A 13,120-nucleotide genomic window follows, 5' to 3' on the forward strand; every position below is an offset into this window, starting at 1 on the left:
AGCGATGATTCACAGAGATCCGGATCTCATCGAGGCCGTGGAAGCGCATTTCATCCGCTTGCTCGCCGAGGGCAAGATCCAGCGGGCCTTTCCCGCCGATCCCACGGAATACGTGCGCAGGCTCGGGATCGAGGAGCCGTACAAGGTCGCGCAATACTTCCGGCGCGCGCGGGACGGCTATCACCTGCCACCCGATCTGGCGATACGGGTGGCGCTGGTGTGCGTCGACCTGCAGGACACCATGCAGCTGCGGCGCGCAGCGGCGCTGGCCGCGCAGCGGAACGCACAACAGGACGCGCAACGGGCGCTGGCGCTGGAGGCGAATCTGGGGGCAGCGTGGGCGTGCCTGCCGTGGCTGCGCCCGCGCGGGGCGGACGATCCCCCCGGAAAGACCGGCCATTCCGAGACCCCACCCGACCAATCCTGACATGAGAGGTATCCCCATGAGCCTGCGCCAGATCAAGCGCCGACAGTCCCGGGCACGGGACCGCTTCGAGGTGTTCCGCACCTACAGCCTCGCCACCGGCGCCTGCACCGGCACGTGGCGCGTGTGGCGCGGCGGGGCGGCGCGATGACCGGGCCGACGCTCCTCACCGTGACCGAGGCGCTGGACGCGCGCGACTATCCGCGCGTCGCCGACAAGGTCGCCACCTTGGGCGTGCGCGACCACTGGTGCCGCGCCGCCGCTGACGGCCGCGAATGCGCCTGCATCGGCTGCGCCAACCGGCACCTCACGTGGGCCGAGTACGAATGCTGGAAGAAGTACGCCCCCCAGTTCAACCAGATCGGCCACGCCGAAGCGCGCGACCCGGTGGGCGCGTGTCCCACCCCGCCCACGGCAGCCCGCTGATGACCGACGCCACTTCCCCCCACCCCGCCGGCCTCCCGCCCGCTGCGCGCCGCACCGGGCGCCTCGGCCGGCGGCGCACGCTAGCGCGGTGGCCACGTTCACCGGCTTCCAGCGGGACGCGCCGGGCGCGGCCGCGCTATCCTTGTCGGCCTGACGCTGCGCACAGGCCGGTCTTAGCGCCGGTGCCAGCCAACTGGCGCACCGGATTTTCGCGGGAGCGGACCGGCCGCGTGCGGCCGACCGACTGACGAGGGGACAAGGATGAAGATCGACGACTACCTTGCGATGGGGCTGTTTGGTGCCGGGCATGTGGACGGCGAAGGTCGATACCGGTTTGCCCGCCTGCCCGTGCTGCTGGGGGCCTCCCGACGGGAGCAGGCGCTGGCCGGCCGCGCCGAGTGGTCCGAGGCGCCGCGCGGCTGGTTCGCCGGGCCCGCGAGCGATCTGGAGGCGCTGGCCGACTGGCTGCCGTCCGTGATCGCCCCGTCCTACTTTGTCGCGCAAGCCACCGCGCCATGCTGGCAGTGCGGCGCCACGACCCCGGTGTTCGCGCTGGCCGTGCCGGCCGGGCACCTTGCGCGCTATGACGACTTCCCGGATGACAGCGCGGCGGGCGTGATGGCGCTGCCGTGGGAGGTGGCCGAGGCGGGCAGCTTCGTGAGCGACCTGAGCGGGATGGCCGGCAGTGTCCGGCAGGTGCTCGCCCAGCACTGTCCGGCCTACCACGTCGACTATAGCGGCACGGCGGGCAGTCACTACCTGATGAACCACTGTGCGCACTGCGCGGCGAAACAGGGCGACTTCTACCTGCATTACGAGCCCGGCGCGGCGTTTTTCCCCACCACCGCCGAGGAGGCGGCCCGCATCACGCTGTGCGGCGTGCAGGCGCCGCTGTTGGTGCAGGGCTCCGCGTCGATCACGTCCGATGACCTGCTGCAGGACTGCACGATCGGCCCGTCGATCGTGCCGGGCGCCGGTGCCTGACCCCGGCGTCAGCCGCTGCCAGCGACTGGCGGCCGGTCCCGCGCGGTGTGCCTTGCGCAAAGGCGGTGATCGGACTACCATTCACACTCAATGAGTGCTATCAATCCCACCCGGCCGGTGGCGGGTGGGGCGCGGCGGCGGAGGATAATGGCGAATCGCAACAACGGTCTTGGCCCGGTGCCGCTGAGATCGATAACCCATGGCAATCTATGAACAAGTCGTCGCCGACGGTGGAGTGCGAGGCCTGCGGCTGGCAGGGCGCTCGCCACCAGACTGACAGTGGCCACTGTCCGGAGTGTCAAGGGCAGTGTCTGGAGCTCGCGGCCATCTATGGGCGCGACGCCGTCGACAAGGCGCCGGAGGGCGAGGCATGACCATTCGCCGCGTGACGCCCGAAGCGCCGGTCACCGCAGCCGATATCGGACGCTTTGCGTTCTGCGCGCCGAGCGACCCGCTCGCGCTGTGCGACGGGCCGTGGCAAATCGCCGGTGTGCGCGCACACGCCAAGGTGCCGCTGGTCGATCTGCAGCCCGTCGCGGACCTGACCGTCGATGCGGACGGTGCGACCTGTTGCTCGCCTGACACCATCCTGTTCGTGACCGAGACGCGGCAGGAAGCCAAGCAGCTGCTGGCACTGAATCGTTCGCAGGTGCAACAGTCGGAAGCGGCGCTTGCGCCGATCCGCGCGCGCATCGCCACGGCGGTCGCGGCGGCCCTCCGCGCCGCCGGGGCGCCAGCGGCTGGCCAGCCGGCGCGCGCCGGTGGCAAACAGCGCCCCAAGAAGTCGCTGCACGAGCGCAAGCTCGACGCCGAGACGCGCGCGAGTCGCTGGCTGGCCGACGGCAATGAGGCGCGCGAGCGCGGCGATCTCGCGCGTGCCGACGAGTACTACGCGAAGTCGCAGTACTGGCGCGACCGGGCCATCCTGCTGGCGGGCGAGGGCGACCGGCCAGCGCCCAAGGAATAGACCATCGGATTGCTCACCGATCAACAACTGCGCCGGCCACGTTGGCCGGGCGAGGACGACGATGCCAACCAAGCCGTTGCCGATTTTTGCGGATGAATACCATAGCTACGCGACCGAGCCGGATTTCGCCCTGAAATCCGAACTGCGCGAGATGGAGGGGGTGCCGAATGCCCGGTATCTGGTCGAGGACAACCGGGTCTTCGTGTTCGAGCGCCTTGTCGAACTGGTGAAGGCGGCCGGGCCGACGCTGCCACCCGACGGCAGTGCCCGCGTGGAAGCCGTGCGGGCCATGTTGCCGCAGGCATGGACGACCCCGCAGGACGCGGTCGGGCGCTATGACGTGGTGCCCAAGGCATGGGTGGTGCGGGAGACAGCCGATGGCTTCGAGATCCATCACCACGGGTTTCCGGCGCGCATCGCCCGACGTTTCGTGGGCCGCGCGGAGCTGCACGATGCGCTGGCGCGGCTACTGGCGGGGGTGCCGGTGCCCCTGCCGGGGACCGCAGACTTTTACTATCGCGATCAGGGCTACACGCTGCTTGGCGCGTGCGATGTCGCGAGCCTGCCGGCAGCACCCGCGAGCATGGCCGTCACGCCTGAGCCCGTCGGCAGTCGGTCGGCCAGTGGCAAGGCCGACCTTCCCAGCATGGAAAGCTCGTCGCTCGGCGCGTTTGCGGAGGGTTTTGCCCCCGTCACGCAGGCCCGCTTCGACGCGCTGCACGCCGTGGAGGCGCGCTGGCACCGTCATGGTGCTGCCATCCGCTGCCGCTTGGACGCGGATCACGACTGGGCCGCGCTGCTCGCCGGGCTGCCCGTGCCAGCGCTGAACGCGGACAGCGCGCCGCCGCTGGATCCCGACACCGTGGCCACGCTGCGACGTACGTATCCCGAACTTGCCGCGCTCAACGACGCGACCCTCGAAGGCTTCAGCGAAGACGTGACGGGTCAGTTCCTCGTGTGGGGGTGCACTGCGCAGGGCCGCGACTGCAATCTCATCATGTATGTGCTGGGCCGCCTTGCCGAGGCGGAACGGGACAGCGCGGTGCACGCCGGCATGGTGGTCGCGCACCAGCTGCTGGGTGGCCACGATTTCGCGACGGCCGCGCACGCCGCGCGCCAATCGGTCGCGTACGACCATGCCTTGCGTGCCATGGTCGGGCGCGTGGCGAGAGCGCTGCGGTTCGTGGCAGACGACACGGACGCCCTGCGCGACCGAGGGCCTGAGGTGCGCTTCTTTGTGGATTGGGTGGCTGGCCTGCGCGGCAGGTCGACGGTCATGCAAGTGACCCAGAAGCTTGCCGACCTCCGGGACGCACAGGCGTTCTTCGATACCGGAGCCCGGGCATGATCAGTCTCGTGATCCGCTGGCTGGTGATCTGGGGCCTGTTCCAAGGCATTGGCTATACGACGCGCTACGAGCACGTCAACGCGCTCGTGCCGGGCGGTTGCCTTGCCATGCTCTCCACCCATACCGAGGCGATGGGCACCGGGTGCCTGTATCGGGATGTCACGGTGGAAGGGCGGGTGGTGACGCAGGCCTTTGAACTGACGACGAAGGAGGGCGGCATGATGGTGGTGAACGTGATGCCGACGCTGCTGGGGCCGGCCATCCACGAGCGGCTGACGTGGCGCACGTACGGGCTGTTCCTGATGATGCTGCTGGCCGCAGCGCCCGACCTGCTCGGCTGGGTCATCAAGGTCTTGCCGACGCCCAAGCAAGCAAAGGAAGACGCACCTTGACCGATCACGCATTGGAACTGGACCCGGACAATCCGGGCTGGATCCGGGGTTGGGGCGTGGTGCGGATGTCCCCATGGGCGGTGCAGGGCGTGTATCCGACCGAGGCGGAAGTGGTCGCGGCCTGTGCGCAGCCTCCCGGCTTCGAGGTGAAGCATGGCGCGCGCAAGCTGGACTCCAATGATTTCGTGGCGGAGTAACGCGATGGAAAAGGGTGCAGTGATCTCCGATTGCAAGACGTTCCGGTACCTGCTGTGGCGGGTGTGGGACCCGAGCCGGCCGACCATGGGCGTGCTGATGGTCAATCCCAGTACGGCCGACGCCGAACAGGACGACCTGACGATCGACAAGGTCATCAAGATTGCCCGGCACAACGCTTACGGTGGCATCTGCGTGGGCAACCTTGCCGCGCTGCGGTCCACCGATCCGTCGGCACTGGCGACGGCGGCCGATCCCATCGGCCCGGACAATGACCGGCATCTGCAGGACCTGCTGGGGCGCGCTGCGCTGATCCTGTGCGCATGGGGGGCCAACGCCAACTACCTGCCCGGACGCGTCGACGCGGTCAAGGCGCTGATGCGGGCGGCCGGGGTCCAGCCATGGATGCTCAAGCTCACGCAGGGCGGGCATCCGACCCACCCGCTGGCCCGTGGCAAGGGCTTCATCCCGGTCAACACCAAGCTCGTGCCCTACGTCATCTGAGGGGCGCCGACATCGGGCGATGGGGCGTGCTACCGGACACGTCCACACAAAGTGGCTATGCTGGCCGTGGTTGCTCGGCAGATGGCTTATCGGGATGATCCGGGCTGCCCTACCTAACGCAAAGCGAGGACTAGCCCATGGCATTTCGCTACAAATCGAATCCGCACAACGCGCTGTATTCGCTGGCCAATTACCAGTGTGAGGTCATCGCCGACAAGCTGAAGGCCGGTAGCCTTGAAGGGATCACGCTGGACAGCATGAGTGCCGTGATCGCCATGGCGTTCTTTACCGAAGCGCTGGTCAACTATGTCGGCGCGCAGCGTGTCCATGGCTGGAAGGAGCGTGAGAAGAGTCCCATCAAGCTCCAGCAAATCGCCAAGGCGATCGGCGTCAAGCTGGACATTCACGTCGAGCCGTTTGCCACGATCGTGAAGCTGCGCGAGGTGCGCAACGCGATGGCGCATGGCCAGCCGACCGTGAGGACGATTCAACCCGCCAACAAGGTGGAGTTGACGCGCATGATGCGCACGCCTTGGGGGGAAGCCGTGGAGCCCGAGAAGGTGCTGGCCATGTACGACCAGTTGAAGGCCTTCCGGTCGCTCGTGTTCACGAAGGCCGGTATCCATCCGTTGCTGGCGACGGATAGCGCGATGGGTGGGTTTTGAGGTCAATTCCCCGACGGGGCTACGATCACGCTTCGCGTGCCGGCCGTATCCGGCCGGTGTGGGTTGGGTTGGTTTGGGATTGGTGCTTAAGGTCGACTCGGTATCGGTAAGGACAAGGATGGGTATCCTCTCCTGTTTGGTAGGAAGCGACAATGGCATCGTTGGGGATATCCCTTGACGCGGCCTTGGTGGGACCATGGCGCCGCATGGATGCCGAGGCCGCCTGCGGCGGGGGCGCTGGCGCGCGTGGGTTCGCTGGTTCGGGTGGGTTAAGGCGGCCGCAGGACGCGTGCGGGACCTGTGCAGGGCTGTGCGCCGGGGGTGTGCATCGACGTCCGGGTGAGGGGGGGTGTGCATCGACGTCCGGGTGAGGGGGGGTGTGGCACCGATCCGGTGGTGTGGTATCGATGGCCGGCCAAGCCGGCGCAGGGCGCTGGCGCGCCGTGGGTGTGTTGGTCGGGGTGGGTTTTTTTGGAGCAGCGGCGATGACGGCATTCGAGGATCTGATGGATGATCCGGTGGAGCGCAACCGGGCGTTTGTGGCAATCAGGAAGGCGATCGTGCCGGCCTTCGACGAGATCGACTGGCGCGACTTCGCAGCGGCGCATAGCCTTGTGCCGGCGCCGCGCTTGCTAAAGGGTAGTCAGTGGAAGGGCAACGAGGACTATCCGGGCCACGTCATGGATCTGCTCGCCCGGTTGCGGGGCGCAGACAACACGCCGGCGCTCTTCGCGCTGGCTTCGCATCCGAAACTACGTGATGCAATCAGAACGGACGCGCCGCAGCTTTTCGCGGCGGTCTGCGGCACGCCGCACGTCCCGCTGGTTGTGGCGCCGCCGCAGAGCCCATCGGAGATCGTCAGGGTGGCGCTGGAAGACGCTCTGACGCTGATCCAGTCGCCTAACGGCCCCGCCAGCGCGGTCGATCGCTTGCACACGGCCTTGCACGGCTACTTCCGGGAGGTGTGCCGGCGTGCGGGTATCGAGTGGGAGCGCAAGGAATCGGTGACGCTGCTATTCCGTCGGCTGCGCGACCGGCATTCGGCTTTCAAGAAGGCGGGACCCCATGCTGATGATGTGGAACGCATTCTAAACAACATGGGGAGTACGCTCGATACGCTGGGCAAGCTGCGCAATCACGCTAGCGTCGGGCATGCCAACGAGCAGTTACTGGACCGTATCGATGCCACGCTGGTGGTGAATGCCGTGCACACCATCTTCAACTACATCGCGGCCAAGGTGGGCGACTGAAGCCGAGTCGAACGCACCGACGCCGTCGGGAACAGGAGGCCATCCCGGCGCGGCTGCGCCTGTCCCCCAGTGCGAGCGCGGGGCTGGTGCACGCTATCACCGAACTGGTCGATGAAGGGTGATCCGTCTGGAGACCGTGACGGCCCCGCTGTTGCAGTGATTCCGACGATTGCAGGTGCCGGGCTTCCGCTCGGGCGCCGTTTATCGTATGATTTCCGCGAAATATCGGTGATTGTGCTGCCAAATTTTTCTTATCGCTGTTATCGGATGCGAAAAAAACATTCTTTCACGTTGGCGATGCACCAGCGCCGACCGGAGCGACGTGGGCCCCGGTGTACCATGGCAGGCGATGCGCCCGGGCAAGCCCGGGCAGCCGCAGGCTGACCGAAACTGAAGCGGTACGGGGCCACTGCGGCAACCAAGGATACGACATGAAAATCTCCCGACACACCTCATCCAGCGTGCAACTGCCCAACGGCAACCGTGCAGAGCTGCCGAGCTATTTCGCCGACGCCAACGACAGCTATCTCTTCCGTGTGGAAGACCGCTTCGTGGTGGGTGCGCTGGTGCACGATCCGGACAGCTCGCATTGCAACCCGGCGGAGAACGATGACGGTTTCGGCACGTTTACGGAATTCCGCTCGGCGGGTGAGCGCGACGACTACCTTGCGCAGGTCCAGCATGAGGACAAGCTGGCCTTCATCGTGGACCGCTACGAACATGGCCGCGTGCACTACTCGGTGAACGAGACCGCCAACTATCCGGATCGCCGCTGGGACGTCGCGCCGGCTGGCGTGTTTGTGCCCTGCGACTATGTGCAGGAAGAGTTCGCCAAGCGCCGCGCCGAGCTGGAACCGGAAAAAGGCCGCCATACGGCCGTGGCCTATGGTCTGGCGGCGAAGGAGTTCGTCAAGGACGCCAACGCGACGCTCGACGAGTACTCGAACTGGCGCAATGGCGAGGTCTATGGCGTGCTGGTCTACGAATTTGACGCAGACGGCAAAGAGGTCAGCCCGCCGGAGGAGTGCTGGGGCTTTATCGGGCACGAGTACGCGCGCGACGAGTTGATGGGGAACCTGCAGCGTGCAACGGCGCCGCAGGCCGACATGCAGGTCGGCTTCATTGGCTGCCGTGAGGAAAACGTGGCCATGTTGGCGCCGCTGGGCTTTCGCGTCGGCCGGTACGATGCCGAGCGTGGCGGTGTGATGGCCGCGATCGCGCAGGAGGCCTTTGCGCAGGCCACACCGCAGCTGGAGGATTTGGCGGCCGATTTCGCGCTCACGCTGCATGCTTATGGTCGCCTTGACAGGGATGTGGTCAGCTATCGCGGTCGCGATGACGATGAGGCGCGGGAAGGCCTCGCCGAGCGCTATGCGGCCCAGAAGGCGTGGGCTGTGCTGCATCTGTCGCTGCCGGAGCTGGACGGCGACACGGACTCCACGGCCTTCTGGCGAGATCGCATCACCGACATGGACAAGCGCGTGGCCGAACTGCAGGCCGCACCCAAGGCGGCCGTGCCGGATGCCTCGCCGGCCCCGGGCCTCTGATGCAGGGCGGCCCTCCACACGAGGGCCCTGTTTCGACGCTGGCGCCCCGACCTTGTCTTGACCCGGAGCAGATCTCGACGGCCGCCTAGCGGCCCACCCAGTCTCCCATCATGAAACTGCAGACCTATCGCCCGATGACCACCATCGAACTGCCCAATGAGCATCTGGCCGTGCTGCCAGTGTTCGTGGCCCACATGGAGGATCATCGGCTCTTTTCGTATGAGGATGGCTATGTGGTGGGCGTCCTGCTGCAGGACGCCCATGCCATGGCCACGAATCCGGCGGCCAACAGACGCGACTTTGGCCAGCTCACCGAATTCCGCTCGACCGATGCCCTGAACGCGTATCTGGTGGCCGAGCAGGAGGCCGGGCACCTCGCCTACCGGGTCGATCGCTATGCACAGGGCAACCTGCGCTACTCGGTGAGCGAGTCGATCGCGTACACGGAACACGAGCGCATGTGGTTTGTCGCGCCATCGGCGGTGTATGTCCCGGGCGAAGCCACGCAGATCGCATTCGCCAACCGGCGCGCTGAGATCGCGGCGCAGCTCGATGCCAGTGATCCGGACCGGCGCCTGAACCGGGTGAAGGCGGCCGAGCGGGCGCGCGCGGAGCTGGTGGATACTGCCAATGCCCGACTCAAGGACTACTCGGCGTGGTGCAATCGGGAGGTCTTTGGCTACAGCCTCTTCCGCTGCAATGCGTATGGGAATCCGGAAGGGACGCCCGTCGAACGGTGGGGCATTTTTGGCCGCGATGAGGCCGAGCGCGCGATGGGCGCGGCGTTGCAACGGGCGACGGCGCCTCAGGTCGACATGCAGGTGGGTTTCGTGAACTGCGCTCAGTCGGATGTCGGCATGCTTGATGCCTATGGCTTCCGCTACGGCCGCTACTTGGTGGAGGCTGGTGGCGTGTGGGCCGCCATCACGCAGGAGCACTATGCGCAAGCGGTGGAAGATCTGGGCGTGCTGGCCACTGACTTTCGTCTGCAGCTGACGCCTTACCTGTGCACGGATGCCGATCTGGTCGCCGCCGAGGGGACGAACGACCCCTTGGGACGACGCGATGCGCGTCGCCGTGCGCAACTCGCGTGGGCCAGCTGGCATGCCACCCGCGCCGAGGATCCGGTGTCGCAAGTGTTCTGGCGCGACCGCTACCACGCAGTACGTGACACCGATCACGGCCTGCAATCGTGGCACACGTACTCGCTGCGTGCCGAATGCGAGCGTGACATCGAGATGCTGCACACCGCGCTGCGGGCGACGCCCGCCGTCCCGCAGCACTGGCGCACGGAACCGTGTTCACTGGGGGTGGACGTCAAGCTGGAATTCCAGTCGCGCGCATCGCTTGCCGAACTGCGCCAGATCGCGGGCGGTGTCCCTGATGGCCATGTCATGGTGGAGACGCTGCGGCACTGCCCGATGGCGGCGAATTCATGGGAGCGTGAGGTCCCGCAGGCGCCGAGGCGTGGCGCCCCGGCTGAAGGCCCGGCGCTCGCTTAGCGCGCGATCCGCCGGCCGCTGGCTGCGGCAACTGCAAAGCCCCGCCCTGATCCGGTGGGGCTTTTTCATGTGCGCGCCGCTGGGTAGCCCGACTTTCGCGGGGTTCAGATTTCGCCATCTGCGCCGATAGGGCAGGGGATGCCAACCTCATCTTCAGGCCCTTGCGCGGCACTCAATGAGTGCGTATCATCCAACTCATTGAGTGTCGACGGCCAACCCCAAGAATGCCATGCAAACCACCCTGACGTTTTCCGCGCGCCATCTGATCCTACAGACGTCCTACCGGCGCTATCTGCCCTTTGCCCAGATCGAGGAGCTGTCGCTCTCGCAGCTGATGCCGGACGAGGGCAAGCGCTGGGTGGTGGTCGCGGATCTGGACGGTGGCGAGACCGCCCGCTTGGGCACCTTTGCGCCCGACGCCGAAACTGAGGCGCTGATGCGCCTGCGCAGCTGGGCCGATGCGATTTTCGGGGGCATCGGGCAGGCGGGGCCGGTGCCCGCGCGTGCCACGTCGGAGCCGTCCACGGCGAGCGTGCAGGGCCAGTGCCTGTGTACGGTCTCGGCATGGGGCACGCGCTACCTGCGCCGCACGCGCGTGCGCGAAATCTATCTGGTGCAGTCCAGCGCCCGCGACGGTGGGCGCTGGGAGGTCGCCGCCGACCTGCCAGACGGCCGCACGTGCAGCCTCCAGTCGTTCGCCCCGCACGAGCAGGCGGCGGCCGAGGCGAACGCGGACCGGTGGGCCGCGCAGATGTTCGCGTCGTGCGCCGCCTCGTAACGGGTGCACTTTCCGGGAGTGCGTTGTCCCGCGATGCCGCCCCCCACCAACCTGACCCCACACCAAGCGATCCCACCTCCCATGCCAGCCATCCGCCCATCCAACGACGCCCCCACTGCCTCGGAGGCCGCGCGCGCCAAGGCGACGCTCCTTGGCCTCGTCCTCTGCGTGACCGGACTCATCACCATCGCGGTGAGTGGCCGGCCGATCGCTTGGGGCATCGGGGTCGCGCTGACGATGGTCGGCCTCGGCCTGATCTTCCTGTTGGGGCGACCGCAGCTGGTGCTGGAACGCGAGCTTGGGCAGCCGGGCATGTTGACCTTGCGCACCGATGACGAGACCCGCCCGATCCGGGCCGAGCGCATCACCGACGTGCGCGCCGTGCGCGTCGGGGCGCCGGCCGGCGGCGACGCCGAGCACGCGTGGGTGACCCAGATCGAGATCGACACGCGCGAGCGGCTGACCGTCCAGCAGGCGGGACCCGTCGCGCGCGCGGAGGCCGAGGCCATCGCTGACAAGATCGCCCGGCTCAAGGCCTGATCCCCAATTGAACCCTGAGGCGCCCCGGGGCGCCGCCGATGAAGGAAGCGACTATGCGTGATACCACCATTGACATCGAGGTGAAGGCCGGCACGATCGTGCCGCTTCGGACGTTTGTGATCCACCTCACCTCGACCCTCAACGGGTATGCGGCGCAGGTCTCCGAGCGGCTAAACACCGGGGAGCTCGTGCGCATGGGCTTGAATGTACCGCCGAATCAAGAGTTCCCTGCGCACGCGTTCTATCGGAAGCGCGACGCCTACGGGGCGCTACTGCTGGAGGAGGTCATGACGGCGCTCAATGCTTGGCATGTCCAACCGGTCGGTAGCGAGCCGCCGGTGCCCGCCTTGGTGGGGGCCAATGTGGTCGGCTTCGACATGGCGCAGGCAGTGGCCGACGACTTCACGCGTTGGGATCCGCTCGGCGTGGCCGACAAGGCTTCGGCGGTGCCCGGTACGGCCCGCCTGTTGTCGAGGTCCGCCGGGGGCGCACAGTCATGAAAGTCCTGCCCGTAAATCAGGCCCTGCAGATGGGCTACCCGGCCGACAAGCGCAAGCGGCGCCGCCACCATCGCCTCGCCGCGCGCGCGCTGCTGGCCGGTGGCGGCTTTCTCAACGCCTACAGCGCCCGGGGCTCCACGCTCCACGGCGTGGCCATGTGGCATCTCTGGCAGGCCCGCCATCTGGGCCGGTGAGCGACCGCGCCGTGCATCCGATTCCACCTATGCCTCTTTGTGAGTCCGACGTGAACACTCCGAATCCCGCCATAGCGCTTGCGCTCGATCTCCTGAATCGCTTGGTCTCGCGCGGCCTGTCGCTCGAAGACACGGCCCGTGCCTTGGGCATGGCCGCCAAGATGGTCGCGGTCCACCATCAGACCGTCAACGCCTGCGACGACGCGGTCGACATCGCGCAAGGGCAACTGGCCGAGGGCTATGGTGCGCGAGTGGTCGTCGGCATCTCCGACTGGTCGGGCCTCAAGGCCGCCTACGCTGAAGAGCCCGTCGAGGCAGTTTTCGCCAATGCGCAGGTCGCGCGTTGGCCCCATTGACCACACCCAGCGCTGAGGATCTCTGAGCATGATGACCGACGTTGACAACCTCTTTTACGTCTTCGCCAAAGAACTGGTGGCCAGCCCGTTTCAGGAGACCTACCTGCTCATCTCGACCCAGTTCGTCGCGCCGCCGTTGCAGAGCCACGAGACGGCGCGCGTGCTGGGCGTCGCGCTTCCGGTGGCCGATGCCGCTACCGCCATCGAGGCGTTGGCCCGGCATTACCAGCACTGCCGCGCTGCCGAGCTCACGCATACGCGCTTCCTCGATGGTTGCGGCGGCGTCCTGAAGCTCGGCAGCGAAGTGGTGCAGTTCACGGTGCGCCGCATTGCCGAGCGCCCCGAGGCCTATCGCGTGTTCTTCACGCGCTACGATGCCTACGCGCTGGCCGTGAACATGCAGGCGCAACTCACTGCGCTCAGCGAGCGGGTGGCGCGGCTGGAGGCGGCGCGCGAGGTGAGCCGGCGGGCGGCCTGACCGGGGCCCGTTGCCATGCCCCGGCGTGTGGCTCGGGCAGACCTTGGCGGCATGTAATGCCGCTAGCGGC

General features: G+C 67.3%; 19 protein-coding genes. All 19 read left to right on the plus strand.

Features of this window, described 5'->3' with window-relative positions:
• The first annotated feature begins 4 nt into the window (after window positions 1–4).
• A complete protein-coding gene (locus tag ACREYQ_RS30340; RefSeq protein WP_432263000.1) occupies window positions 5–427 on the plus strand; it encodes a hypothetical protein in 423 nt (140 codons plus the stop codon).
• A 1-nt stretch (window position 428) separates the two neighbouring features.
• Window positions 429–575 carry a hypothetical protein gene (locus ACREYQ_RS30345; RefSeq protein ID WP_432263001.1) on the plus strand — a complete coding sequence of 49 codons (147 nt, stop codon included), beginning with the start codon at window positions 429–431 and terminating at the stop codon, window positions 573–575.
• Complete coding sequence (locus ACREYQ_RS30350; RefSeq protein ID WP_432263002.1) at window positions 572–850, plus strand: hypothetical protein; 279 nt, start codon at window positions 572–574, stop codon at window positions 848–850. The genes ACREYQ_RS30345 and ACREYQ_RS30350 overlap by 4 nt, the downstream gene beginning before the upstream one ends.
• 261 nt (window positions 851–1,111) lie before the next feature.
• Entirely contained in the window at window positions 1,112–1,834 is a 723-nt protein-coding gene (locus tag ACREYQ_RS30355; RefSeq protein WP_432263003.1) for a hypothetical protein, read from the plus strand.
• Window positions 1,835–2,204: 370 nt separating this feature from the next.
• Window positions 2,205–2,801: a hypothetical protein gene (locus ACREYQ_RS30360; protein WP_432263004.1), complete on the plus strand. Its 597-nt coding sequence runs from the start codon at window positions 2,205–2,207 to the stop codon at window positions 2,799–2,801.
• 61 nt (window positions 2,802–2,862) lie between these two features.
• Window positions 2,863–4,149, plus strand: coding sequence for a hypothetical protein (locus ACREYQ_RS30365; RefSeq protein ID WP_432263005.1), 1,287 nt, complete (start codon window positions 2,863–2,865; stop codon window positions 4,147–4,149).
• On the plus strand, window positions 4,146–4,541 hold the full coding sequence (locus ACREYQ_RS30370; RefSeq protein ID WP_432263006.1) for a hypothetical protein: 396 nt from the start codon (window positions 4,146–4,148) through the stop codon (window positions 4,539–4,541). Before ACREYQ_RS30365 ends, ACREYQ_RS30370 begins: the two co-directional genes overlap by 4 nt.
• Window positions 4,538–4,738 (plus strand): hypothetical protein, encoded by a 201-nt coding sequence (locus ACREYQ_RS30375; protein ID WP_432263007.1) that lies wholly within the window; start codon window positions 4,538–4,540, stop codon window positions 4,736–4,738. The genes ACREYQ_RS30370 and ACREYQ_RS30375 overlap by 4 nt, the downstream gene beginning before the upstream one ends.
• 4 nt (window positions 4,739–4,742) lie before the next feature.
• Entirely contained in the window at window positions 4,743–5,240 is a 498-nt protein-coding gene (locus ACREYQ_RS30380; protein ID WP_432263008.1) for a DUF1643 domain-containing protein, read from the plus strand.
• A gap of 137 nt (window positions 5,241–5,377) precedes the next feature.
• Window positions 5,378–5,905 carry a hypothetical protein gene (locus ACREYQ_RS30385; RefSeq protein WP_432263009.1) on the plus strand — a complete coding sequence of 176 codons (528 nt, stop codon included), beginning with the start codon at window positions 5,378–5,380 and terminating at the stop codon, window positions 5,903–5,905.
• 407 nt (window positions 5,906–6,312) lie between these two features.
• Window positions 6,313–7,155, plus strand: coding sequence for an abortive infection family protein (locus tag ACREYQ_RS30390; RefSeq protein ID WP_432263010.1), 843 nt, complete (start codon window positions 6,313–6,315; stop codon window positions 7,153–7,155).
• Window positions 7,156–7,616: 461 nt separating this feature from the next.
• Entirely contained in the window at window positions 7,617–8,702 is a 1,086-nt protein-coding gene (locus tag ACREYQ_RS30395) for a hypothetical protein (protein WP_432263011.1), read from the plus strand.
• Window positions 8,703–8,812: 110 nt separating this feature from the next.
• On the plus strand, window positions 8,813–10,204 hold the full coding sequence (locus ACREYQ_RS30400) for a hypothetical protein (protein WP_432263012.1): 1,392 nt from the start codon (window positions 8,813–8,815) through the stop codon (window positions 10,202–10,204).
• A 229-nt stretch (window positions 10,205–10,433) separates the two neighbouring features.
• Complete coding sequence (locus ACREYQ_RS30405; protein WP_432263013.1) at window positions 10,434–10,982, plus strand: hypothetical protein; 549 nt, start codon at window positions 10,434–10,436, stop codon at window positions 10,980–10,982.
• A gap of 81 nt (window positions 10,983–11,063) precedes the next feature.
• Window positions 11,064–11,522 carry a hypothetical protein gene (locus tag ACREYQ_RS30410; protein WP_432263014.1) on the plus strand — a complete coding sequence of 153 codons (459 nt, stop codon included), beginning with the start codon at window positions 11,064–11,066 and terminating at the stop codon, window positions 11,520–11,522.
• A gap of 53 nt (window positions 11,523–11,575) precedes the next feature.
• The gene (locus tag ACREYQ_RS30415) at window positions 11,576–12,022 is read left to right on the plus strand and encodes a hypothetical protein (protein ID WP_432263015.1); all 447 of its coding nucleotides are present in this window, start codon (window positions 11,576–11,578) and stop codon (window positions 12,020–12,022) included.
• Window positions 12,019–12,216, plus strand: coding sequence for a hypothetical protein (locus ACREYQ_RS30420; RefSeq protein ID WP_432263016.1), 198 nt, complete (start codon window positions 12,019–12,021; stop codon window positions 12,214–12,216). Before ACREYQ_RS30415 ends, ACREYQ_RS30420 begins: the two co-directional genes overlap by 4 nt.
• Window positions 12,217–12,266: 50 nt before the next feature.
• Window positions 12,267–12,572 (plus strand): hypothetical protein, encoded by a 306-nt coding sequence (locus tag ACREYQ_RS30425; protein ID WP_432263017.1) that lies wholly within the window; start codon window positions 12,267–12,269, stop codon window positions 12,570–12,572.
• Between the two features lie 28 nt (window positions 12,573–12,600).
• Complete coding sequence (locus ACREYQ_RS30430; protein WP_432263018.1) at window positions 12,601–13,050, plus strand: hypothetical protein; 450 nt, start codon at window positions 12,601–12,603, stop codon at window positions 13,048–13,050.
• Window positions 13,051–13,120: the final 70 nt, after the last annotated feature.

Source organism: Cupriavidus sp. TMH.W2, assembly GCF_050847365.1.
GTDB lineage: Bacteria > Pseudomonadota > Gammaproteobacteria > Burkholderiales > Burkholderiaceae > Cupriavidus.

Coding starts and splice junctions, on each gene's coding strand:
- ACREYQ_RS30340 (WP_432263000.1), top strand. CDS start 5: ATGATTCACAGAGATCCGGATCTCATCGAGGCCGTGGAAGCGCATTTC.
- ACREYQ_RS30345 (WP_432263001.1), top strand. CDS start 429: ATGAGAGGTATCCCCATGAGCCTGCGCCAGATCAAGCGCCGACAGTCC.
- ACREYQ_RS30350 (WP_432263002.1), top strand. CDS start 572: ATGACCGGGCCGACGCTCCTCACCGTGACCGAGGCGCTGGACGCGCGC.
- ACREYQ_RS30355 (WP_432263003.1), top strand. CDS start 1,112: ATGAAGATCGACGACTACCTTGCGATGGGGCTGTTTGGTGCCGGGCAT.
- ACREYQ_RS30360 (WP_432263004.1), top strand. CDS start 2,205: ATGACCATTCGCCGCGTGACGCCCGAAGCGCCGGTCACCGCAGCCGAT.
- ACREYQ_RS30365 (WP_432263005.1), top strand. CDS start 2,863: ATGCCAACCAAGCCGTTGCCGATTTTTGCGGATGAATACCATAGCTAC.
- ACREYQ_RS30370 (WP_432263006.1), top strand. CDS start 4,146: ATGATCAGTCTCGTGATCCGCTGGCTGGTGATCTGGGGCCTGTTCCAA.
- ACREYQ_RS30380 (WP_432263008.1), top strand. CDS start 4,743: ATGGAAAAGGGTGCAGTGATCTCCGATTGCAAGACGTTCCGGTACCTG.
- ACREYQ_RS30385 (WP_432263009.1), top strand. CDS start 5,378: ATGGCATTTCGCTACAAATCGAATCCGCACAACGCGCTGTATTCGCTG.
- ACREYQ_RS30390 (WP_432263010.1), top strand. CDS start 6,313: ATGGCCGGCCAAGCCGGCGCAGGGCGCTGGCGCGCCGTGGGTGTGTTG.
- ACREYQ_RS30400 (WP_432263012.1), top strand. CDS start 8,813: ATGAAACTGCAGACCTATCGCCCGATGACCACCATCGAACTGCCCAAT.
- ACREYQ_RS30405 (WP_432263013.1), top strand. CDS start 10,434: ATGCAAACCACCCTGACGTTTTCCGCGCGCCATCTGATCCTACAGACG.
- ACREYQ_RS30410 (WP_432263014.1), top strand. CDS start 11,064: ATGCCAGCCATCCGCCCATCCAACGACGCCCCCACTGCCTCGGAGGCC.
- ACREYQ_RS30415 (WP_432263015.1), top strand. CDS start 11,576: ATGCGTGATACCACCATTGACATCGAGGTGAAGGCCGGCACGATCGTG.
- ACREYQ_RS30420 (WP_432263016.1), top strand. CDS start 12,019: ATGAAAGTCCTGCCCGTAAATCAGGCCCTGCAGATGGGCTACCCGGCC.
- ACREYQ_RS30430 (WP_432263018.1), top strand. CDS start 12,601: ATGATGACCGACGTTGACAACCTCTTTTACGTCTTCGCCAAAGAACTG.